The sequence below is a fragment of the Amycolatopsis magusensis genome (assembly GCF_017875555.1).
Classification (GTDB): domain Bacteria; phylum Actinomycetota; class Actinomycetes; order Mycobacteriales; family Pseudonocardiaceae; genus Amycolatopsis; species Amycolatopsis magusensis.
In genome coordinates this window covers 8914902-8936242 of the sequence record NZ_JAGGMS010000001.1, presented here as the reverse complement: position 1 = coordinate 8936242, position 21341 = coordinate 8914902, and the positions used below count along the sequence as shown (strand labels likewise).

Here is a 21341-nt window from a genome sequence, read left to right as displayed (position 1 = left end):
TTCCAGCCCCACCACTGGAGGCCTGATGCGAATCACCGTCAACGTCGACGGAACCAGCTACTCCGACGAGGTCGAGCCGCGGCAGCTGCTCGTCCACTACCTCCGGGAACGGCTGGGCAAGGTCGGCACCGTAGTCGGCTGCGACACGAGCAACTGCGGGTCCTGCACCGTGCACCTCGACGGCCACAGCGTGAAGTCCTGTTCCGTGCTGGCCGTGCAGGCGGACGGCTGCGAGATCACCACCATCGAGGGCATCGCCCGTGACGGCAAGCTGCACCCCGTCCAGCAGGCCTTCCACGACAACCACGCGCTCCAGTGCGGGTTCTGCACCCCCGGCATGATCATGCAGTCGCTCGACCTGCTGGCCGACAACCCCGACCCCGACGAGCAGGCCGTGCGGGAGGGCATCGAGGGGAACCTGTGCCGCTGCACCGGTTACCAGAACATCGTGGCGGCCGTGCGCGACGCCGCGCACCACATGCGCCCGGGTGCCGGACCCGACGCCGAACGCGTCGGTGAAGGCAGCGAGTTCCGCACGCCGAGCAGCATCGGCGGGGGTGAGTGATGACCTCCACCATCGAGCCGGAGGTCGGGAAGTCCCGGCTGCGCAAGGAGGACGAGCGCCTGATCACCGGGCGCACCCGCTGGACGGACAACCTGACGCTGCCCGGCATGCTGCACGCGGCCGTCCTGCGCAGCCCGTTCGCCCACGCCAGGATCACCTCGATCGACGTCACCGCGGCCCAGGGCCAGCCGGGCGTGGTCGCGGTGTTCACCGGGGCCGACTTCGCCGAGGAGCAGGGCAGCCTGCCGTGTGCCTGGCCGATCACCGAGGACATGAAGTCGCCCGACGCGCCCTCGCTGGCGGTGGACACGGTCAACTTCGCCGGTGAGGCGGTGGCCGTGGTGATCGCCCGCAGCGACTACGAGGCGCACGACGCGCTGGAAGCCATCGAGGTCGACTACGAGGACCTGCCGGTGGTGCTGGACATGGAGGCGGCCGTCGAGGACGGCGCCGACCTGGTCCACTCGGCACTGTCCACGAACACCAACGCCACCTGGATCTTCGACTCCGCGGAGGCGGGCACCGGTGGTGAGGTCGAGCAGGCCATCGCCGAGGGCGAGGTGGTGATCACCCGCAAGTTCCGCCAGCAGCGGCTGATCCCGGCGTTCATGGAGCCGCGCTCGGTGGTGGTGGACCCGACTTCGGGGCAGTACACCATGTGGTCGGCCACGCAGGTGCCGCACATCCTGCGGCTGATGCTGGCGATGACGCTCGGCGTACCCGAGCACAAGGTGCGGGTGATCGCGCCGGACGTCGGCGGTGGTTTCGGCGGCAAGCTGCAGGTCACGCCGGAAGAGGTGATCACCTTCCTGGCCGCGCGCCGGCTCGGCCGCCCGGTGAAGTTCACCGAGTCGCGGTCGGAGTCGCTGCTCAGCGGGCACCACGGGCGTGACCAGATCCAGAACCTGACGCTGTCGGCCCGCCGCGACGGCACGATCACCGGGCTCAAGGTGGAACTGCTCGCCGACATGGGCGCCTACCTGCGGCTGGTCAGCCCGGGCGTGCCGATCCTCGGCGCGTTCATGTTCAACTCGATCTACAAGATCCCGGCCTACCGGTTCGTCTGCACGAACGTGTTCACCAACAAGGTGCCCACGGACGCCTACCGCGGCGCCGGCCGTCCCGAAGCCACCTTCGCCATCGAGCGGATGATGGACGAACTGGCCGCCGAGCTGGGCGTGGACCCGCTGGAGCTGCGTGAGAAGAACTGGATCAAGCACGACGAGTTCCCGTTCACCACGGTCGCCGGGCTGACCTACGACTCCGGGGACTACGAGGCCGCGACCGCGAAGGCCAAGGAGCTGTTCGACTACGACGGCCTGCGCCGCGAGCAGGCCGAACGCCGGGAGCGCCGGGACCCGGTGCAGCTGGGCATCGGCATCTCGACGTTTACCGAGATGTGCGGGCTGGCGCCGTCGCGGGTGCTCGGCTCGCTGTCCTACGGCGCGGGAGGCTGGGAACACGCCGCGGTGCGGATGCTGCCGACCGGCAAGGTCGAGGTGGTCACCGGGTCCTCGCCGCACGGCCAGGGCCACGAGACGGCGTGGAGCCAGATCATCGCCGACCAGCTCGGGGTGCCGTTCGAGGACATCGAGGTGCTGCACGGCGACACCCAGTCCTCGCACAAGGGCATGGACACCTACGGGTCGCGGTCGCTGACCGTCGGCGCGATCGCCGCGGTCAAGGCCGCGGAGAAGGTGGTGGCCAAGGCCCGGCCGATCGCCGCGCACATGCTCGAATGCGCGGAGGACGACCTGGAGTTCGCGAACGGCAAGTTCACCGTTCGCGGCACGGAGTCCGCGACGACCATCCAGGACGTCGCGCTCGCCGTGTTCGCCGCGCACGACCTGCCCGACGGGGTGGAACCCTCACTGGATTCCGAGGCCACCTTCGATCCGGAGAACTTCTCCTTCCCGCACGGCACCCACCTGTGCGCGACCGAAGTGGACACCGAAACCGGCCGCGTGACGCTGCGGTCCTACGTCTGCGTGGACGACATCGGCAAGGTGATCAACCCGATGATCGTCGAGGGCCAGGTGCACGGCGGACTCGCGCAGGGCATCGCGCAGGCGTTGTTCGAGGAGGCGGTGCACGACGAAGGCGGCACGCTGACCACCGGCACCTTCGCCGACTACCTGCTGCCGTCGGCGGCGGACCTGCCCTCGTTCACCACCGACCGCACCGAGACCCCGTCGACGACGAACCCGCTGGGCGTCAAGGGGGTCGGGGAGGCGGGCACGATCGCCTCCACCCCGGCGGTGGTCAACGCGGTGGTCGACGCGCTGCGGCAGTACGGCGTGCGGGACGTGGAGATGCCGATGACCCCGATGCGGGTCTGGCAGGCGATCCGCACCGGCCAGCCCGACGCCGGTGGCGTCGGCTCCGAGTCCGGCGGCGGGCTCGGCTCGATCGACGCTTCAGGAGGTGCCCGGTGATCCCGGCGGCATTCGACTACGCCGCTCCGTCCACTGTGGACGAAGCGGTGCGGGAACTGGTGGACGCGGGCGAGGACGCGAAGGTGCTCGGGGGCGGGCAGAGCCTGCTGCCGGTGCTCCGGATGCGGCTGGCCACGCCGACCAAGCTCATCGACCTCGGCCGGATCCCCGAGCTGCGGGGCATTCGCGAGGACGGGGGCGCGCTGGTCATCGGCGCCATGACCACGCACTACGACCTCCAGCGCGATCCGCTGATCGACGCGCACGCGACCCTGCTGGGCAAGGCGACCGCCACGGTGGCCGACCCGCAGGTCCGCCACCGCGGCACCTTCGGCGGCTCGCTGGCGCACGCCGATCCGGCCGGTGACCTGCTGGCTCCGGTGCTGGCCATGGACGCCGAGCTGGTGGTCTCCGGCATGGACGGCAGGCGCACGATCCCGGCGGCGGAGTTCTTCGTCGACCTGTTCACCACGGCGCTGCGGCCCGGCGAAATCCTGGTCGAGGTGCGGGTGCCGAAGCACACCGGCTGGCACGCGCACTACGAGAAGTTCAACCGGGTGGCGCAGGCGTGGTCGATGGTGGCGGTGGCCGCCGCGGTCCACACCGAGGGCGGCACCATCACCGAGGCCAGGGTCGGGCTGACGAACATGGCCTCGGTGCCGGTCCGGGCGCGGGCGGTGGAGTCGGCGCTGGTCGGGCAACCGGCCACGGCCGAGTCGGTGCGCGCGGCCGCCGAGCACGCCGCCGAAGGCACCGATCCGGCGGCGGACAGCAACGCCGATGTCGAATACCGTCAGCACCTGGCGAAGGTGCTGACCGGGCGCGCGCTCACCGCCGCGCTGGGTTCCTAGGTTCACGAAGGGAGATCGGTTCCTGTGCGACTCGACCACCGGTTCACCGTCCCTGCCCCGCTCGACCAGGTGTGGCAGGCGGTGGTCGATCCCGAACGGGTGGCACCCTGCATGCCCGGCGCCACCCTGACCGAGGTCGACGGCGACGCGTTCAGCGGTACGGTCAAGGTCAAGCTGGGGCCGATCTCCCTGACGTACAAAGGAAAAGGTGAGTTCCTGGAGAAGGACGCCGGGGCTCGCAAGGTGGTCATCAAGGCCTCCGGCAAGGACGCGCGGGGCTCCGGCACCGCGGCCGCCACGGTCACGGTCACCCTGCACGAGGAGGACGGCGCCACGGTCGGCGAGGTGGCCACGGACCTCAAGGTCACCGGCCGCCCGGCGCAGTTCGGCCGGGGCATGATCGCCGAGGTGAGCGGCAAGATCCTGGACACCTTCGCCACCTGCCTGGCCGGCGAACTGGGTGACGCCCCCGCGTCACCCCAGGCGGGAGAAGCCGGGACTGCGAAGCTGAAGTCCGTGAAGTCGGAGGCCACGGGATCCCCGTCCGAGGGCTCCCGCAAGGGGACATTGGAGGCCGCGGTATCCGAGACCGCAGAGTCTCGGGCCACGAAACCCGAGGTCGAGGCGACAGATCCCGGCGCGACCAAACGGGATGCGGCGAAATCGAAGACCGGGGAAGCCCCGTCCACACGAACTGAGGCCACCACCCGTCAGGCCACAAAACGCCAGGTCGCGGCCTCGCAGGCTCCGGAGACCGAGGCTGTGCAGGCCGGGGCGGCTACGACGCCGCAGGCTGTGGTGGCTGGGGAGGTGGAGACCGAGCGGCCCAAGTTGCGGGCGGTCGATCCGCCGCCCGAGCCGGAGGCGGAGCCGATCAACCTGCTCGACTACGCGGGTGCGCCGGTGGCGAAGCGGGTGGCGCCGGTCGTGGTGCTCGCGGCGGTGGTCGCCGGGGTGGTTTTTGTGATCCGCGCGCTCCGGCGCTAGCGGGGGAAGCACCCGGCCCGCCCGCGGGTTGTACCGGGTATGAACGAGGCGGACCACACCACCGAAGTGGTGGTCATCGGCGCGGGGCAGGCTGGGCTGTCCGCCGCCTACCACCTGCGGCGCACCGGTTTCACGAACCGCGAGTTCGTGGTGCTCGACCACGCCAAACGCGCGGGCGGGGCCTGGCAGTACCGCTGGCCGTCGCTGGTGCTCAACAAGGTCCACGGCCTCTACGACCTCCCCGGCCTGCGGTTCGGCACACCCGACGGCAGCCGCCCGGCGAGTGAGGTGGTGCCGGAGTACTTCGAGCGGTTCGAGCGCACCTTCGACCTGCCGGTGCGCCGCCCGGTCGACGTGCTGTCCGTCCGCCAAGGCGAGGACAACCGGCTCCTCGTCTCCAGCGCCGCCGAGACCTGGGCGGCCCGCGCGGTGATCAACGCGACCGGCACCTGGGACAAGCCGTTCTGGCCGCACTACCCCGGTCAGGAGAGTTTCACCGGCCGTCAGCTGCACACCGCCGACTACACCGGAACTGCCCCGTTCCGCGGGCGGCGCGTGGTGGTGGTCGGCGGCGGCACCTCGGCGATCCAGCAGTTGCTCGAGCTCGCGCCCGTCGCCAAGGAGACCATCTGGGTGACGCGCCGGCCGCCGGTGTTCCGCGAAGGGCCGTTCAACGAGGACTGGGGCCGCGAAGCCGTCGCCAGGGTCGAACGCCGGGTGCGTGAAGGGTTGCCGCCCGAGAGCGTGGTCAGCGTGACCGGCTTGGCGCTGACGCCGGAGATCCGTGCCGCCCAGGACGCCGGGATCCTCGACCGCGAGCCGATGTTCGAGCGGATCACCCCGCGCGGGGTCGCCTGGGCCGACGGCACCGAACGCGCCGCCGACGTGATCCTCTGGGGCACCGGGTTCCGCGCCTCGCTGGACCACCTCGCCCCGCTCCACCTGCGCGACCCCGGCGGCGGGATCCGGATGGACGGCACCCGCGTGGTCGCCGAACCGCGCCTGCACCTGGTCGGCTACGGCCCGTCGGCCAGTACTGTCGGGGCGAACCGGGCGGGCCGCGCCGCCGTCACCGAGGTGCGGCGGTTACTGGGCTGAGGAGGGGACGCATGCGGTACCTGCTGATGATCGGCGGCGACGACGAGGCCGCCGCGAACGAGGGCTGTGGCGGCTGGACCGAGCGGATGGAGGACCGCGGTGTGCTCCGCGCCGCCATCGGGCTGCGGCCGAAGGAGGAGGCCGTCACCGTCCGCGTGCGCGGCGACGAGGTCCTGCGCACCGACGGCCCGTTCGCCGAGACCAAGGAGCAGATCGGCGGGTTCGGCGTGATCGAGTGCGCCGACCTGGACGAGGCCGTGGAGATCGCCGCCGCCCACCCGGTGGCACACCGGGGCCTGATCGAGATCCGGCCGGTCGTCGAAACGGGCTGACGTGCCACGGCGCCGACCGTGCCCGTGGTGACCAGGAAGCCGGACACCAGGGCGTTCGCGCGGTGGACGGAGCCGGGGCGGGAACTCGTCGGCCGCCGCCGGTACTGTCTGGCGCAGCCGGGCGCGCCCCGGGAGCCGGTACCGGGGGACCAGCCGCACCATGCGCACGAAGTCCGGCCTGCTCCGGTACTGGTGGGCGGCCGTGCTCGGGGGCGTGGCGGCGGCCGTGGCGCTGATCGTGTCGATCATCGGGCGCTCGCACAGCGATCTCGAGGTGTACCGGTTCGGCGTCGACGCGCTGTGGGGCGGGCGCGACCTCTACGGCGCGCTGCCGCTGGCCGACGCGGGCATCCCGCTGCCGTTCATCTATCCGCCGTTCGCGGCGATCGTGCTGTCGCCGTTGTCGGCGGTGCCGCTGGGGTGGGCGGTGGTGCTGCTGTTCGCGGTCAACCTGGCCAGCCTGGGCGTGACGCTGTACGCGGTGGTGCGGTCGCGGTGGTCGTCGTGGCGGGGTGCGCTCGCGGTCGCCGGGGTGGCGACGCCGGCGGCGCTGCTGCTGGAACCGGTGCGCGCGACCTTCGGGTACGGCCAGATCAACCTGCCGCTGATGGGCCTGGTGGCGGCCGACTGCCTGCTGTTCCGCGGGCGGTACCGCGGGATCGGCGTGGGCCTCGCGGCCGCGGTGAAGCTGACGCCGATGGCGTTCGTGCTGTTCTTCCTGGTACGCCGTGATTTCCGGGCGACGCTGACGGCCTTCGCCACGTTCGGCGCCGCGACCGGGCTGGGTTTCCTGGTGGCCCCTTCGGCGTCGGCGCGCTACTGGTTCGACGGCCTCGGCGGCGCGTCGGGCATGGGCGGGACTTCCTTCCACACCAACCAGACCGTGCAGGCGGTGCTCGCGCGGTTCGGCTTGGAGTCCGGTCCGGCGACGGCGGTGTGGCTCGTGGTTTCCGCGCTGCTGTTGGGACTGGTCGTCCTGGCGATGCGGAAGGCGGACTCGGCCGGGGCGCTGCTGGTGAACGCGACGTTCGCGCTGCTGGTGTCGCCGACTTCGTGGTCGCACCACTGGGTGTGGATCGCCCCGGCCCTGCTGTTGCTGGTGCTCTACGGCGTGCGCTCGTGGCCCTGGCTCCTCGCGGCGACGGCCGTCGGGGCGATCTTCGTACTCGCGCCCTTCCGGTACTACCCGGCTTTCGACCGCCCAGGGCTGGAATGGACGGTTTCGCAGCACTGGCTGGGCAACTGCTACGTCGCCGTCGGTGTCCTCACGATCCTGGCGGCCGCCGCCTGGCCTCGCCTCAGCGGCGCGTGTGGCGTAGCTGGCGCGACTTTCCCGCGACAAGATCAGGGTGGCCGGAGAGGGAGGTAGGGACGCCTACTTCCCACCAGGCGCCGGCGTCGGTCCAGGCGTCCGGGCGGGTTCGGATGACGACGACGGCCGGGCGGCGTTCGGCGGCCGCGGCTTCCCGTGCCTTCTGGTACGCGCTGCGCAGGTGCACCACGCTCCCGGCCCGGAAGACCAGGCACCCCAACGCTTCCGCGTGCGCGGCGAAGTCCACGCGCGGCGGTTCGCCGTGGACTGTCCGGCAGTCCGCGTACTGGTTGTTGAACGGCGTCCCACCCTGACCTTCCTGCAGCCGCGCGATCACCGCGTACCCGTCGTTGTCGCAGACCACCGCGACGAACGGGTGCCCGGCGAAGGCCGCGGAGAACAGTTCCGAGTTCAGCATCAGGTACGAGCCGTCGCCGAGGAGTGTGGTCACCACCCGGTCCGGCAACGCCATCGCCGCGCCCCACGCCCCGGCGAGTTCGTAGCCCATGCACGAGAAGCCGTACTCCACGTCCATGGCGACCTCGCCGCCGCCGCGCCAGCCGCCGATGAGTTCGCCCGGCAGGCCGCCGGAAGCGGTCATCACGTAGTCGCCCGGCGCGGACAGGTCGTTGACCACCCCGACCACCTGCGCGTACGTCGGCTCCCCGGAAGCCGACCGCAGCGAAGTGATGTGCGCGTCCCACCGCGCCCGTTCCGAAGCCGCGCGTGCGGACCAGGCCGCGTCGACCCGCCAGTCCCCGAGGTCCAGCTCCGCCAGCGAAGCGTCGGCATCCCCGACGACGGCCAGCGCGCCGTGCTTCACCGCGTCGAACCGCGCGGCGTTCAGCGTCACCAGCTTCACCGACTCGTCGAAGACCGTCCACGAAGCGGTGGTGAAGTCCTGCAACCGCGTGCCGATGGCGAAGACCACGTCGGCCGCCCCGGCCAGCGCGTTCGCCGAAGTCGAGCCGGTGATCCCCAGCGGACCGCCGTACAGCGGGTGGTCGTGCGGCACCAGCGTCCGGCCCGCGGTGGTCTCCACCAGCGGGATGCCGTGCCGCTCGGCGAAAGTCAGCGCCCGCGCCCCGGCACCCGAATACCGAACCCCGCCACCGAGCACGAGCAGCGGGCGTTCAGCGGACCGCAGCACGGCCGCCGCGTCGGCCAGTTCGCGTGCGTCGGGCCGTGGTCGCGGCACCCGGTGCACCACGGTCTCGAACAGCGAGTCCGGGAAGTCGAAGGTCTCGGCCTGCACGTCCTGCGGCAGCGCCAGCGTGACCGGCCCGGCGTCGGCCGGATCGGTGAGCACCCGCGCGACCTGCGGCAACGTCGCCACCAGCTGCTCGGGCCGGGTGACGCGGTCGAAGTACCGGCTGACCGCGCGGAACGCGTCGTTCACCGTCGCCGTCGCGTCCCCGAAGTGCTCCACCTGCTGCAGCACCGGGTCCGGCGCGCGGTTGACGAAGGTGTCGCCGGGCAGCAGGAGCAGCGGCAGCCGGTTCGCGTGCGCGACCCCGGCGGCGGTCACCATGTTCAGCGCGCCCGGCCCGATCGACGAGGTCACCACGCCGACCTGCCGCCGGTCCGCCGCCTTCGCGAACCCGGTCGCGGCCAGCGCCATGCCCTGCTCGGTGTGCCCGCGCCAGACCGGCAACTCGTCGCGGAACCGGCTCAGCGCGGTGCCGATGCCGAGCACGTTGCCGTGCCCGAAGATGGCGAACACCCCGGGGAACAACGGCACTTCGTCACCGGCGAGCGTCTCCGAACGCTGCGCGAGCAGCCATCGGATGAGCGCTTCGGCCGTGGTCAGCTTCATCGCACCGGTCCTTCCGCCGAGGTGAGCGGGCAGCGCGGGTCGAGCGCCTGCCCGGCCCAGGTGTCGCGGATCCAGGTGTGCGCCGGGTCGTCGCAGAACGCCATCGAGCGCTCGTCCGCCGGACCGGCCAGCACGTTGAGGTAGTACATCGGGTAACCCGGCGGTGCTACGCACGGACCGTGGTAGCCGCGCGGGATGAGGAACACGTCGCCGTCGCGCACGGCCGCGTTCTCGTCCAGCTCGCCGTCGGCGGTGTAGGTCCGGTGCAGGCCGAAGCCGCCGTCCCCGCCGATCCGGAAGTAGTAGATCTCCTCGTTGACCACTTCGCACTCGCTCGCCTCGTCGTGCTTGTGCGGTGGGTAGGAGGACCAGTTGCCGTCGGGGGTGAGCAGTTCGCAGGCGTTCAGCTTGTCCGCGTGGTCCCACACCCCGGGCACGCCGAAGTTGGTGACCTGCCGGGTGGCCTGACCGGAGCCGCGCACCTCCACCGGCACGTCCTCGGCCGGGCCGTACTCCGGCGTCAGCCGCCGCGTGCACCGGGCCATCGGCAGGGCCAGCTCGCAGCCGTCCACTGTGGACAGCGTGACTTCGGCGTCCCTCGGTACGTAGGCGAAGTCGGTGACCCTGGTGAACACCGAGTCCCGGCCGGCCAGGTCGAACCGGGAGCCGTCGACCTCGACCACGCACCCGCCGGACAACGGCAGTACGAACGCCTCGAACTCGCCGGTGTGCACGACCCGCGAGGTGCCCGCGGCGAGCCGCAGGACGCGCAAGCCGGTGTAGGTCCAGCCCGCGGCCTCGGGGGTGAGCAGGATCGGGTCTTCGCCGTCGGCGAGGGTGCCGTGCGGGTGGTGCAGTGCGCTCATCGGCTCTTCTCCAAAACCCGGGCCGCCGCGTCGACCGCGCCGCCCACGTCACCGTCCGGCGGGTAGAGCAGCGACCGCCCGACCACCAGCCCGCGCACCACGTCGTGCCGCAGGGCCGCGCCCCAGGAAGCCAGGTCCGCGGCGGGATCCCCGGACGGCACCCCGCCGAGCACGACCACCGGCAGCGTGGTCGCGTCGAGCATCACCGGGTCCTGCGGCGCGGGCAGCTTCAGCCAGGTGTGCGCCGAGGTCACGCCGAGCCCGGAAGCCACCGTCACCGCCCGCGCCAGCGAGGCCGAATCCCGTTGCAGGACCAGCTTCCCGGCGCCGTCGCGCTGGTAGGGGAGCGGTTCGACCATGGCCATCAGGCCGTAGCTCGCCAGTTCCGTGACGGCCTCGGCGCTGGCCTGCAGCGTCGGCACGGTCCCCGGATCGGTGTCGACCAGCCGCAGCAGCAGTTTGCCGCCGTCCAGCCGGAAATCGGCGATGGACCGGGCGGTGTAGGCGGTGAACCGGTCGTCGATCTCCCAGTCCGCGCCCGCCAGCCCACCGCGGTTCATCGAGCCGATGACGATCTTGTCGTGCAGCGCGTCCAGCAGGAGCAGTTCCTCGACCACGTCCGGGGTACCGAGGATGCCGTCCACCGCCGGGTTCTCCAGCGCGATCAGCAGCCGCGCCAGCAGCGACCGGCGATCCGCCATCGCCATCGGGTCGTCGCCGACGCCGAGCGCGCCCCTGGCCGGGTGGTCGGCGGCGACCAGGAACAGCGTGCCGCTCGGCGAGAGCAGCCGCTCCCGGCGCCGGCGTGCGGCGTACGCGCGGTTCACCGCACCGGGGTCGGTCGCCCGCACGCGCAGCAGTTCGCGCCAGCGGTCGTCGGAAAGACTCACAGCACCTCCTCGATCTCCGCGGCCGTCGGCATGGCGTCCGCGCAGGCCAGCCGGGACGCGACCAGCGCACCCGCCGCGTTGGCGTAGGTGGCCAGGCGCACGGGATCCCAGCCGGACAGCAGACCGTGGATCAGCGCGCCGCCGAACCCGTCACCGGCCCCGAGGCCGCAGACCACCTCGACCCGTTGCGGCCGCACGGTCCACGAGCCCTCCGGCGTGGCGACCAGCACCCCGTCGGCGCCCTTCTTGATCACCGCCAGGCGCACGCCCCGGTCCAGCAGGCGTCGCGCGGCCTCGTCCGGATCGCCGGTGCCGACGGCGACCTCCACCTCAGTCCGGTTCCCGACGGCGACCGTCACGTGGTCGAGCATCCAGCCGATCTCCGCGCGGGCGGTCGCCACGTCCGGCCAGAACATCGGCCGGTAGTCCAGGTCGAGCACGGTGTGCCCGCGCCGCGCCCGCCGCTCGAGGATGGCGCGTTGCGTGCCGCGCGCGGGCTCGGTGCACACCCCGGTCCCGGTCACCCACAGCAGCGGCACCTCGTCGACCACGTCCCACGGCACGTCCTGCTCGCCGAGGGTCAGGTCGGGGGCGATGGGGGAGCGGTAGAACAGCAGCGGCGGGTCCTCCGGCGGGTCGAGCGCGCAGAAGACCACCGGGGTCTGCAGGTCCTCGGCGGTGCCGACGTGCTCCGGCGAGACCCCGAACCCGGTCAGCGCCTGGCGCACGTAGTCGCCGAAGCCGTCCGGGCCGACCTTCGTGAGGACCGCCGTCCGCCTGCCGAGCCGCGCGGCGGCGACCGCGACGTTGGTCGCGGTGCCGCCGAGCGACTTGGCGAAGCTGCGCACCCCGGCCAGCGGCACGCCGCTCTGCTCGGGGTAGAGGTCCACCCCGACCCGGCCGATGGTGAGCGCTTCCAGCATCAGGGTGCCTCCACCGACCGCAGTTCGTGCTCCAGCGCCTCCAGTTCGGCGCCGCCTGCCATCTGCCGGGTCAGCTCCTCGATGCCGATCTCGGACTTCTCGTACGCCCCGAGCGCGACCCCGCGCTTGAGCAGCAGGAACCGGTCCGCCACCGGGTAGGCGTGGTGCGGGTTGTGCGTGATCAGCACGACGCCCAGCCCGCGGTCGCGTGCCTGGGCCACGTACTTGAGCACCACCCCGGCCTGCTTCACCCCGAGCGCGGCGGTCGGTTCGTCCAGGATCAGCACCTTCGCGCCGAAGTGGATCGCGCGCGCGATCGCCACGCACTGCCGTTCACCGCCGGAAAGCGTGCCCACCGGCTGTTCCACGTCACGCAGGTCGATGCCGAGATCGGCCAGCGCGGTCTTGGTGGTTTCCCGGCACTGCTTGCGATCCAGCCACCGGATCGGGCCGAAACCCCGGGTGGGTTCGGAGCCGAGGAAGAAGTTGCGCCACACGCTCATCAGCGGCACCACGGCCAGGTCCTGGTAGACCGTGGCGATCCCGCGGTCGAGCGCTTCGCGTGGCGAGGCGAACCGCACCGGCTCACCGTCCACCTTGAACTCGCCGGTGTCGTGCTGGTGCACCCCGGCCAGGATCTTGATCAGTGTGGACTTCCCGGCGCCGTTGTCGCCGAGCACGCAGGTGACCTCACCGGCGTTGACCACAGTGGACACGTCACGCAGCGCGAGGACGCTGCCGTAGGTCTTGCCGATGCCGTTGACCTCGATCAAGGCGTTCTGTGTCGTCAACGTCGTACCCTCTCCGCGCGTCGCCGGAAGGTGTTGTTCACCAGTACCGCCGCGAGCAGCATCACGCCGAGGAACAGCATGAACCAGTCGCTGTCCCAGCGGGCGAAGACGATGCCCTGACGGGCCATGCCGAAGATCAGCGCGCCGATCGCGGCCCCGATCGCCGAGCCGAAACCGCCGGTGAGCAGGCAGCCGCCGACCACCGCGGCGATGATGAACTGCAGTTCCAGCCCGATGCCCTGGTTGGCCTGCACGCTGGCGAAGCGCAGGATGTTGATCGAGCCGACCAGCCAGCCCGCCACCGCGGTGGTCATGAACAGCAGGATCTTCGTGCGCTTGACCGGCACGCCGACCGCGCGCGAGCTGACCGGCGAGCCGCCCACGGCGAAGATCCAGTTGCCGAACCGGGTGCGCACCAGCAGCCACGCGGCCACCGCGGCGAAGCCGATCCACCACAGGATCGAGATCTGGAACTTCGTGCCGCCGATCTCCACGGTGGAGGCGAACACGAAGCCCGAGGAGGCGTACCCGTCGGCGCTGCGCATGCCCGAGACCTGCACGGTGCCGGTGACCAGCCGCGTCACGCCGAGGTTCAGGCCCTGCAATGCGAGGAAGGTGCCCAGCGTGACGATGAAGCTGGGCAGGCCGGTGCGCATCACCAGCCAGCCGTTGAACGCGCCCACGGCGAGCGCGAACACCAGCGAGGCCAGCAGCGCCAGCCACACGTTCCAACCGGCCTGGGTGGCCAGGATCGCGGTGACCAGCGCGGTGGACGCGGTCATCACGCCCGCCGAGAGGTCGAACTCGCCGCCGATCATCAGCAGCGAGACCGCCACCGCCATGATGCCGAGCGTGGAGGCGTCGTCGAGCCAGGTGGCCACGCCGTCGCCGGTGAGGAACTGGTCGGCGGTGATGCTGAAGAAGGCGAACACCACCACCGCGCCGAGCAGCGCGCCGATCTCCGGGCGCACCACCAGCCGGTCGCTCAGCCGGGTGGTGCCCACCCGTTCGTCCAGGGTCGTCGTGGTCATCGGGTACCCCGCTCCACGTAGGCGCCGATCTGGTCCACAGTGGACTTGTCGACGAGGTCGGGTCCGGTCAGCACCGGCCGGCCGCCGCCGACCACGTTCCGGTTGTCCCGGTACAGCTTGAGGAAGACCACCGGCAGGTAACCCTGTTCGTACTGCTGCTGGTCCACGGCGAAGAGCACGTCACCGCTCTTGATCGCGGCGACCACGTCGGCGTTCAGGTCGAAGGTGGCCACCTTCGCCTTCGACTGCACCTGCTCGATCGCGTTCACCGCGTTCGCGGCCACCTGCGAGTTCAGCGTGAGCACCGCGTCGATCGACGGGTCGGTCTGCACCGCGCCGCGGATGCGGGCCTGCACGTCGGTCGGGTTGCTGATGTCCACCTGCAACCGCTCCGCCGAGCCGAAACCGCGCGCGGCACCATCGCAGCGCTGGTTCTGCCCGATGTTGCCCGCCTCGTGGATCACGCAGAGCAGCTTGGTCCCGCCCGCCTCCTTGAACTTGCGGCCGGCCTGCTCACCGGCGACGCCCTCGCTCTGGCCGATGTGGGTCAGCGCGCCGTAGGCCGCGCTCTGCTCCTCGCCGGAGTTGATGGTGACCACCGGGATGCCCGCGCGGACCGCGCTCTCGATCGACGGCCGCACCGCCTCGGGGTTCTGCATGGAGACCACGAGCCCGCCGACGCGCTGCGCGACCGCGTTGTCGATCAGCTTGGCCTGGTTGCCCGGATCCCCGTCGGAGTTGTACTCCACCGGCACGCCGAGCGCGCGGCCCGCGTCCTCGGCGCCGTTCTTGACCACGTTCCAGAAGGCGTCCCCGGCGGTGCCGTGGGAGATGACCGCGATCCGGAACGGGCCGGTCTCGGCGGGCACCTCCGGACTGCTGCCCCCTGGTGGTTCTTCGGCGGCGGGCCCGGTGCACGCGGCGAGCAGCAACGCCGCCGCGGCCACCAGGCCGAGCCTTCCTGAGCGATTGGACGTCATTGTCGAATCCTCGCTGTTCGGCCTACGCAGCCGCCAATCGGCTGACGATGTTGTCGAGGTGCACCAAACTGCGCGCGGTGTCCCGCATCGGGACCTCGTCACCGTCCGGCCCCAGCGCGGTGTCCTGTTCGAGGACGTACCAGCCGGTGTAGCCCGCCGCGTGGACCGACCGCACCATCGCTTCGATGTCCACGTCGCCGTCCCCGAGCGGGACGAACAGGCCCTGGCCCACCGCGTCGGTGTAGGCCAGTTCCCCGGCGCGGACGCGGTCGGCGAGGTCCGCCCGGACGTCCTTGAGGTGCAGGTGGCCGATCCGGTCCGGGTGGCGCCTGGCCAGTTCGACCGGGTCGGTGCCGCCGAGCAGCAGGTGCCCGGTGTCCAGGCACAGGGGCAGGTCGGAGTCGGCGATGAACCCCTCGACCTCGGCCTCGGTCTCCACATGCGTCCCCACGTGCGGGTGCAGAACGGTGCGCAAGCCGTGCGCTGCGGCAGTGTCCCGGATCTTGGCCGCCGTGTCGAGGAGCGTGCGCCATTCGGCGGCGGTCAACGCGGGGCGCTCGTCGTAGCCGTCGAGCCCGGTGGCCGCGGCGAGCACCAGCACCTCGGCCCCGCAGGCGGCGAACAGGGCGGCCGACTCCTCGGCGGCGGCCACCGCGGCGGCCGGTCCGGAGTGCAGTGCGACGGCGAGGAAACCGCCGATCAGGCGAAGTTCATGGCTTTCGAGCAATTCCCGCAACCGCGCGGGATCCCTTGGCAGATAACCGGGTGGGCCGAGTTCGGTGGCGCGCACGCCCAGTTCGGCCATCTGCCCCAGTACCACCGGCGCGTCGAGCACCCGGCCCCAGCCGGGGACTTCGCACACCCCCCAGGAGATCGGTGCCGCGGCGATCTTGAATTCCGGTGCGATTGTCATCGGTGACCAATCTGGAGGGGACGGTTTGACGCCCTGCACTATTGGTTAGAGCGCTCTAATCGTGTAACCTCACCGTACTGGTGTCAAGGGGGGCGGGGAGGCTCGAGTTGGTGCGACCGACGATGGAGGACGTGGCCGCGCGCGCGGGCGTCTCACGGGCGCTGGTTTCGCTGGTCATGCGCAATTCGCCCAAGGTCAGCGAACAACGCCGCACCGCGGTGCTCAAGGCCGCCGACGAGCTGGGCTACCAGCCGCACGTGATGGCCAGGTCGCTGGCCAGTCGCACTTCGACGGTGCTCGGCGTGATGGTTTCCGATCTCCGGAACGCCTTTTTCGCCGACGTGGTGGAAGGGCTGGATTCGGCCGCGCAGGCCGCCGGGTTCGACCTCATCCTGAACACCGGTTCGCGCAGTCCCGCCAGGGAACAGGCGGCGTTGCGCAGTCTGCTCTCCTTCCGCCCGGCGGGAGTGATTCTGCTTTCCCCGGTGCTTTCCGCCGCCGCCGTGGAAAAAGCGGCCGAACAGTGTCCACTCGTGCTGGTTTCACGCACTTCCCGGCTGTCCACTGTGGATACGGTCAACGACGACGGCACCGCCGGGGTGGCACTCGCGGTGGACCACCTGGTCGAGCGCGGGCACCGGCGAATCGTCCACTTCGACGGCGGCTCCGCGGCCAGCGCCGCCGCCCGGCGCCGGGGTTACCGCGCCGCGATGGCGCGCCACGGGCTCGAGCCGCGGATCGTGCGCAGCGAGCACACCGACACCGCCGGGGAGAAGGCGGTGCGCGAGCTGCTCAGCTCGGTGGACTCGCGTGAACTGCCCACCGCGGTCATCTCCGGCAACGACTTCAACGCCGTCGGCGTCATCTCGGCCTTCGAGGAGGCCGGTTTCCGCGTGCCCGAGGACGTTTCCGTGGTCGGCTACGACAACACCTCGCTCGCCGCGCTGCGCCACGTCTGGTTGACCACGGTGGACCAGCCGCGGCTGGAAATGGGCAGGCTGGCCGTGGAGGCGCTGCTCGAGCGGGTGCGCGGGGAGCGGGACGAGCCGATGCGGCACCTGCTCCACCCGTCGCTGGTGGTGCGGGGCACCACCGCCGCCCCGCGGGGCTAGTCCGTCGCGTTAGGAGAGTGCGAAAGATGAGGCTTGGACTCGCCGGCACCGGCCGGATCGGCTCGGCGCACGCCGACATCCTCAAGCAGCTGCCCGGGGTGGGCTCGGTGGTGGTCGCCGACGTGGACACCGAGCGCGCGCGGGCGACCGCGGCCAAGCTGGAGGTCGACGCGGCGGGCAGCATCGACGAGCTGTTCACCTCCGGGCTGGACGGGGTGGTGATCGCCGCGGCCACCCACGCGCACCCGGAGCTGATCATCCGCGGGGTGCGCGCCGGCTTGCCGGTGTTCTGCGAGAAGCCGGTGGCCGGGGACGTGGCAGGCACGCAGGCGGTGGTCGACCAGGTGGCCGAGACCGAGGTGCCGGTGCAGATCGGCTTCCAGCGCCGGTTCGACGCCGGTTACCTGGCCGCGCGCCGGGCGGTCACCGCGGGGGAGCTGGGCTGGCTGCACACGCTGCGGGCGACCACACTGGACCCGGCGCCGCCGCCCGCCGAGTACGTGCCGGGCTCGGGCGGGCTGTTCCGCGACTGCGGGGTGCACGACTTCGACATCATCCGCTGGGTGACCGGGCGCGAGGTGACGGAGGTCTACGCGACCGGCAGCAACCGGGGCGCCGAGTTCTTCGCCGCCGCCGGCGACGTGGACACCGCCGCCGTCCTGCTCACCCTGGACGACGACAGCCTCGCCACCGTCTCGCTGACCAGGTACAACGCCGCGGGCTACGACGTACGGCTCGAGGTGCTGGGCTCGGCGGGCAGCATCGCCGTCGGCTTGGACGAACGGCTGCCGCTGACCTCGGTCGAAGAGGGCGTGCCCTGGCCGACCGGCCCGGCGTACCCGGGTTTCATGGAACGCTTCCGCGCCTCCTACGTCCGCGAACTGGAAGCCTTCACCGACGTGGTCGCCGGCCGCATCCCCAGCCCCTGCACCGTCGGCGACGCCCTCGCCGCCTTCCGCATCGCCGAAGCCTGCGCCCACTCCCTCCACACCCACCGCCCCACCCCCCTCACCACCTAACCCCACCCACCCGAACCCCACACCCAAGAAGCCGAACCCCACATTCAGGCCCCCGAACCCCCACGTTCAGGAAGCCGAGTGCGACGTTCAGGAAGCCGAACCCCACACCCAGGAAGCCGAACTTCACGTTCAGGAAGCCGAACCCCACGTTCGGGCAAGCGAGTGCGACGTTCAGGCAGCCGAGTTCCGCGTTCGGGTAGCCGAACCCCCGAATCAGACAGGCAAGCTCCCCACACACTCGGGTAGGCGAGTGCTGCGTCCGCGCGGCCGAGTTCCACGTTGGGGAACTTGAGTGCCACACGCTCGCACGCCCGAGTGTGTGACTCGCCTGCCTGAACGTGAAGTTCGCCTGCCTGAACGTGGGGTTCGGCTGCTTGAACGTGGGGTTCGGCTGCCTGAACGTGAGGTTCGGGTGCGCGAGTGTGGGGTTCGGGTGCGCGAGTGGGACTCGTCCCTCGGGTGCGGCGGCAGCAGGGGCGGCCGCGTACGCAGGGTGGCGTAGGGACTGGTGTCGTCGCCTGGGGGACGCGGTGACCACGCTGGGTCCGCGAATCTCGTCGGGTCATGCACAGAGGCCCGACGACGGGAAGCCGAAATGAACAGATCGACCGGGGCCAGGCAAGGGCCGGCTCGCAGCGTCACGACGGAACAGGTGGCGCGGTGAACGCCGCGCGGAAAGCGGCGATGACGGGGCTGGTGGTGGCCTCGGCCGGGCTGGTGGTGGCGAAGCTCGGCGGACTGGCCATGCCCGCGGTGCCGCCGGCGTTGGTGATCATGCTGGTGGCCGCCGCGCTGCTCTTCCTGCGGTGGCGCTGGGTGCCGATCGTCGCGGTGCTGGCGGCGCTCGCGGAGGGCATCGGGTTCGTCGCCAGCGGGTCGTTCGCACGACTGGGGGACGCGGCGGAGTTCGGCATCTTCGCGGGTAGCTGGCTGCGGCTGCTCGGCGTGGTCGTCGCCGTGGTGTTCGGGGTGGCGGCGCTCAAAGCCGCAGATTGAAGATCCGCCGGGCGTTGCCGCCGAGGAACAGTTCCTGCGCCTCGGCACCCAGTTCGAGCTTGCCGAGCTGCTTGAGGCAGTCGCCCGGCGTGATCATCGGGTAGTTCGAGCCGAAGAGGACCCGCGTGCGCCCGCGACCCCTGGCGAAGTCGGCGAGTTCGGCGGGCAGGCGGTGCAGGGCGTACGCGGAGGTGTCGATGTGGAAGTTCGGGTACTTCATCACCAGCGAAAGCACCTCGTCGAGCCACGGGAAACCGACGTGCCCGCCGACGACCACCAGCTCGGGGAAGTCGAGCAGCACCTCGTCGAGGTACGGGATCGGGCGGCCGGGTTCGGACGGGCACAGCGGCCCGGTGTGCCCGATCTGCGTGCACAACGGCACGCCGAGTTCGACGCAGGCGACGTAGACCGGGTAGTAGCGGCGGTCGTTCGGCGGCAGGTTCCACAGCCACGGGACCACGCGGACGCCGACGAACCCGAGGTCGCGCACGCACCGGCGGATCTCGCGGATGGCGGCCATCGGGTTCGTGAGATCCACCGAGGCGATGCCCGCGAACCGGGCGGGATGCCGCTCGACCACGGCGGCGACCTCGTCGTTGGTGATCAGCGGCCCGCGCGGCGAGTACCACGCGGACAGCAGCCCCCCGTGCACCCCGGCGACGTCCATCGCGTCGAGCGTCGCCTGGAGCGGGGGCGCCATCCGCGTGGTGCCGGTCCACCGGAGCACGGATTCGAGCCAGGGCTCGGCCATGAACCGGTCGCCCGGCTGCTGCATCCAGGCGTCGATGATTTCCGGCAGGCCGATCGTGCCCAGCTCCATCAGCCCATGCTAAGCCCGGCTAGCCCAATTCGGACTCGGCTCGCTGGATGGCGGCGAACTCCTCCTCCGGCGCGCTGGCGACCAGGTGGTGCCGGCTGTAGAACCAGAAGTACGCCAGCGCCAGCACGAAGATGCCGCCGGTGATCGCCGCCGCCAGTACGTCCACCAGGAAGGTGGCCACCACCGCGGCCGCCGCCAGCACCAGTGCCACGCCGGTGGTCCAGGCTCCGCCCGGCGTGCGGTACGGGCGTTCCAAGTTCGGCTCGCGCTTGCGCAGCACGATGTGCGAAAGGTTCAGCAGCACATAGGAAACCGTCGCGCCGAAGACGGCGATGTTGATCAGCAGATCGCCTTCACCGATGGCGAAAGCCAGGAGGAAACCGACGGTCCCCGGCACGATCAGCGCCAGGTACGGTGTCTTCCGCTTGCCCGTCTTCGACAGCCACCGCGGCAGGTAACCCGCCCGCGAAAGCGCGAACAACTGCCGCGAGTAGGCGTAGATGATCGAGAAGAAACTGGCGACCAGCCCGGCGAGGCCGACGTAGTTGACGATCTGGCTGACCCAGTTGTCCCCGCCGTAAGCGACCTTCGCGGCGTCCACGAGCGGGTTGTTCGAGCCGGCCAGCGCCGCCGATCCCGAACCGCCCGGCGCCAGCACCAGGATCAGCGCGGCGAACACCACGAGCGCGGCCATCGCGGCGATGATGCCGCGCGGCATGTCGCGCTTCGGGTCGCGTGCCTCCTCCGCGGCCAGCGGCACGCCTTCGACCGCGAGGAAGAACCAGATGCCGTAGACCAACGCCGCCAGCACACCGGTGATGCCGAAGGGCAGGAACGACGAAGCGCCGAAGGCGTCCGTGGCCGGGATGTCGAAGAGCTTGGCGCCGTCGAACTTCGGCACCATGCCCACCGCGAACAACACCAGCGCGACCACGGCGACCGCGGTGATCACGAACATCACCCGCAGCGCCTCGCCCACCCCGCGCAGGTGGATCCCGATGAAGATCAGGTAGCAGACCAGGTACACCGGCCAGCTGTTGGTCAGCCCGAACAAGCCGAGCGTTTCCACGTAACCGCCGATGAAGATGGAGATCGCGGCGGGCGCGATCGAGTACTCGATGAGGATCGCCACGCCCGTGGCGAAGCCGCCGAGCGGGCCCAGCGCACGCCGCGCGAACCCGTAACCCGCACCGGCCACCGGCAACGCCGAGGACATCTCCGCGAGCCCGAACACCATGCAGCCGTACATCACCGCCATCAGCACGGTGGCGATCAGCAGGCCGCCCCAGCCGCCCTTCTCCAGCCCGAAGTTCCACCCGGCGAAGTCCCCGGAGATGACGTAGGAGACCCCCAGACCGGCCAGCAGCAGCCAGCCCGCGGCCCCGCGTTTGAGCTGTCTCTGCTTGAGGTAGTCGGCGCCGACCTGGTTGTACTCGACCTTGCCGCGTGCCATCTGGACTCCCTGCGGGTCACGCCCCGGCACCCCAATGGATCCCTGGACAGTCCTTTGAAGTTGTCCGAGGTTCGGCCATCACCCCCGGTTTGTCAAGGCGCCCGCGAGGCGGTTGACTGCGCCCCGCAGCACCGGTACGAAGGTCATCCAA

General features: G+C 71.1%; 20 protein-coding genes. 10 read left to right on the top strand and 10 right to left on the bottom strand.

The genetic code is table 11. From position 1 onward, the window contains the following. Positions 1 to 25: 25 nt before the first annotated feature. The 7 genes from JOM49_RS40195 to JOM49_RS40165 all read left to right on the top strand — a co-directional run bounded on the left by JOM49_RS40195 (position 26) and on the right by JOM49_RS40165 (position 7637). On the top strand, positions 26 to 565 hold the full coding sequence (locus JOM49_RS40195) for a (2Fe-2S)-binding protein (protein WP_209669788.1): 540 nt from the start codon (positions 26 to 28) through the stop codon (positions 563 to 565). After that, positions 565 to 3000: a xanthine dehydrogenase family protein molybdopterin-binding subunit gene (locus JOM49_RS40190; protein WP_209669786.1), complete on the top strand. Its 2436-nt coding sequence runs from the start codon at positions 565 to 567 to the stop codon at positions 2998 to 3000. Before JOM49_RS40195 ends, JOM49_RS40190 begins: the two co-directional genes overlap by 1 nt. Next, positions 2997 to 3851 carry an FAD binding domain-containing protein gene (locus tag JOM49_RS40185; RefSeq protein ID WP_209669784.1) on the top strand — a complete coding sequence of 285 codons (855 nt, stop codon included), beginning with the start codon at positions 2997 to 2999 and terminating at the stop codon, positions 3849 to 3851. The genes JOM49_RS40190 and JOM49_RS40185 overlap by 4 nt, the downstream gene beginning before the upstream one ends. 24 nt (positions 3852 to 3875) lie before the next feature. Further along, positions 3876 to 4838, top strand: coding sequence for an SRPBCC domain-containing protein (locus JOM49_RS44290; protein WP_209669782.1), 963 nt, complete (start codon positions 3876 to 3878; stop codon positions 4836 to 4838). Between the two features lie 39 nt (positions 4839 to 4877). After that, entirely contained in the window at positions 4878 to 5936 is a 1059-nt protein-coding gene (locus tag JOM49_RS40175) for an NAD(P)-binding domain-containing protein (protein ID WP_209669781.1), read from the top strand. A gap of 11 nt (positions 5937 to 5947) precedes the next feature. Then, complete coding sequence (locus JOM49_RS40170) at positions 5948 to 6268, top strand: YciI family protein (protein WP_209669779.1); 321 nt, start codon at positions 5948 to 5950, stop codon at positions 6266 to 6268. A 160-nt stretch (positions 6269 to 6428) separates the two neighbouring features. After that, positions 6429 to 7637, top strand: coding sequence for a glycosyltransferase 87 family protein (locus JOM49_RS40165; RefSeq protein ID WP_209669777.1), 1209 nt, complete (start codon positions 6429 to 6431; stop codon positions 7635 to 7637). Here JOM49_RS40165 and iolD read toward each other — a convergent pair. The 8 genes from iolD to JOM49_RS40125 are packed head-to-tail and all read right to left on the bottom strand — an operon-like array spanning position 7567 to position 15790. Continuing rightward, the gene (gene iolD, locus JOM49_RS40160; RefSeq protein ID WP_209669774.1) at positions 7567 to 9396 is read right to left on the bottom strand and encodes a 3D-(3,5/4)-trihydroxycyclohexane-1,2-dione acylhydrolase (decyclizing); all 1830 of its coding nucleotides are present in this window, start codon (positions 9394 to 9396) and stop codon (positions 7567 to 7569) included. The genes JOM49_RS40165 and iolD overlap by 71 nt on opposite strands. After that, positions 9393 to 10262, bottom strand: a complete 870-nt coding sequence (iolB, locus tag JOM49_RS40155; protein ID WP_209669772.1) for a 5-deoxy-glucuronate isomerase — start codon at positions 10260 to 10262, stop codon at positions 9393 to 9395. The genes iolD and iolB overlap by 4 nt, the downstream gene beginning before the upstream one ends. Then, a complete protein-coding gene (locus tag JOM49_RS40150) occupies positions 10259 to 11152 on the bottom strand; it encodes a Cgl0159 family (beta/alpha)8-fold protein (RefSeq protein ID WP_209669771.1) in 894 nt (297 codons plus the stop codon). Before JOM49_RS40150 ends, iolB begins: the two co-directional genes overlap by 4 nt. Next, entirely contained in the window at positions 11149 to 12075 is a 927-nt protein-coding gene (gene iolC / locus JOM49_RS40145) for a 5-dehydro-2-deoxygluconokinase (protein ID WP_209669769.1), read from the bottom strand. Before iolC ends, JOM49_RS40150 begins: the two co-directional genes overlap by 4 nt. Next, entirely contained in the window at positions 12075 to 12866 is a 792-nt protein-coding gene (locus tag JOM49_RS40140; protein WP_209669767.1) for an ATP-binding cassette domain-containing protein, read from the bottom strand. The genes iolC and JOM49_RS40140 overlap by 1 nt, the downstream gene beginning before the upstream one ends. Beyond that, complete coding sequence (locus JOM49_RS40135; protein WP_209669765.1) at positions 12863 to 13897, bottom strand: ABC transporter permease; 1035 nt, start codon at positions 13895 to 13897, stop codon at positions 12863 to 12865. The genes JOM49_RS40140 and JOM49_RS40135 overlap by 4 nt, the downstream gene beginning before the upstream one ends. Then, positions 13894 to 14877 (bottom strand): sugar ABC transporter substrate-binding protein, encoded by a 984-nt coding sequence (locus JOM49_RS40130; protein ID WP_209669763.1) that lies wholly within the window; start codon positions 14875 to 14877, stop codon positions 13894 to 13896. The genes JOM49_RS40135 and JOM49_RS40130 overlap by 4 nt, the downstream gene beginning before the upstream one ends. A 22-nt stretch (positions 14878 to 14899) precedes the next feature. After that, positions 14900 to 15790 carry a sugar phosphate isomerase/epimerase family protein gene (locus JOM49_RS40125; RefSeq protein WP_209669761.1) on the bottom strand — a complete coding sequence of 297 codons (891 nt, stop codon included), beginning with the start codon at positions 15788 to 15790 and terminating at the stop codon, positions 14900 to 14902. A 107-nt stretch (positions 15791 to 15897) separates the two neighbouring features. Between JOM49_RS40125 and JOM49_RS40120 the strand changes: the two genes are divergently transcribed. The 3 genes from JOM49_RS40120 (at position 15898) to JOM49_RS40110 (ending at position 18917) form a co-directional block, all read left to right on the top strand. Next, on the top strand, positions 15898 to 16902 hold the full coding sequence (locus JOM49_RS40120; RefSeq protein WP_209669759.1) for a LacI family DNA-binding transcriptional regulator: 1005 nt from the start codon (positions 15898 to 15900) through the stop codon (positions 16900 to 16902). A 26-nt stretch (positions 16903 to 16928) separates the two neighbouring features. After that, positions 16929 to 17921 carry a Gfo/Idh/MocA family protein gene (locus tag JOM49_RS40115; protein ID WP_209669757.1) on the top strand — a complete coding sequence of 331 codons (993 nt, stop codon included), beginning with the start codon at positions 16929 to 16931 and terminating at the stop codon, positions 17919 to 17921. A 660-nt stretch (positions 17922 to 18581) separates the two neighbouring features. Further along, complete coding sequence (locus JOM49_RS40110) at positions 18582 to 18917, top strand: hypothetical protein (protein ID WP_209669755.1); 336 nt, start codon at positions 18582 to 18584, stop codon at positions 18915 to 18917. Here JOM49_RS40110 and JOM49_RS40105 read toward each other — a convergent pair. Then, positions 18901 to 19737 carry an amidohydrolase family protein gene (locus JOM49_RS40105; protein WP_245369633.1) on the bottom strand — a complete coding sequence of 279 codons (837 nt, stop codon included), beginning with the start codon at positions 19735 to 19737 and terminating at the stop codon, positions 18901 to 18903. The genes JOM49_RS40110 and JOM49_RS40105 overlap by 17 nt on opposite strands. Positions 19738 to 19756: 19 nt before the next feature. Further along, positions 19757 to 21190: an ethanolamine permease gene (gene eat / locus JOM49_RS40100; RefSeq protein ID WP_209669753.1), complete on the bottom strand. Its 1434-nt coding sequence runs from the start codon at positions 21188 to 21190 to the stop codon at positions 19757 to 19759. Positions 21191 to 21341 lie beyond the last annotated feature (151 nt).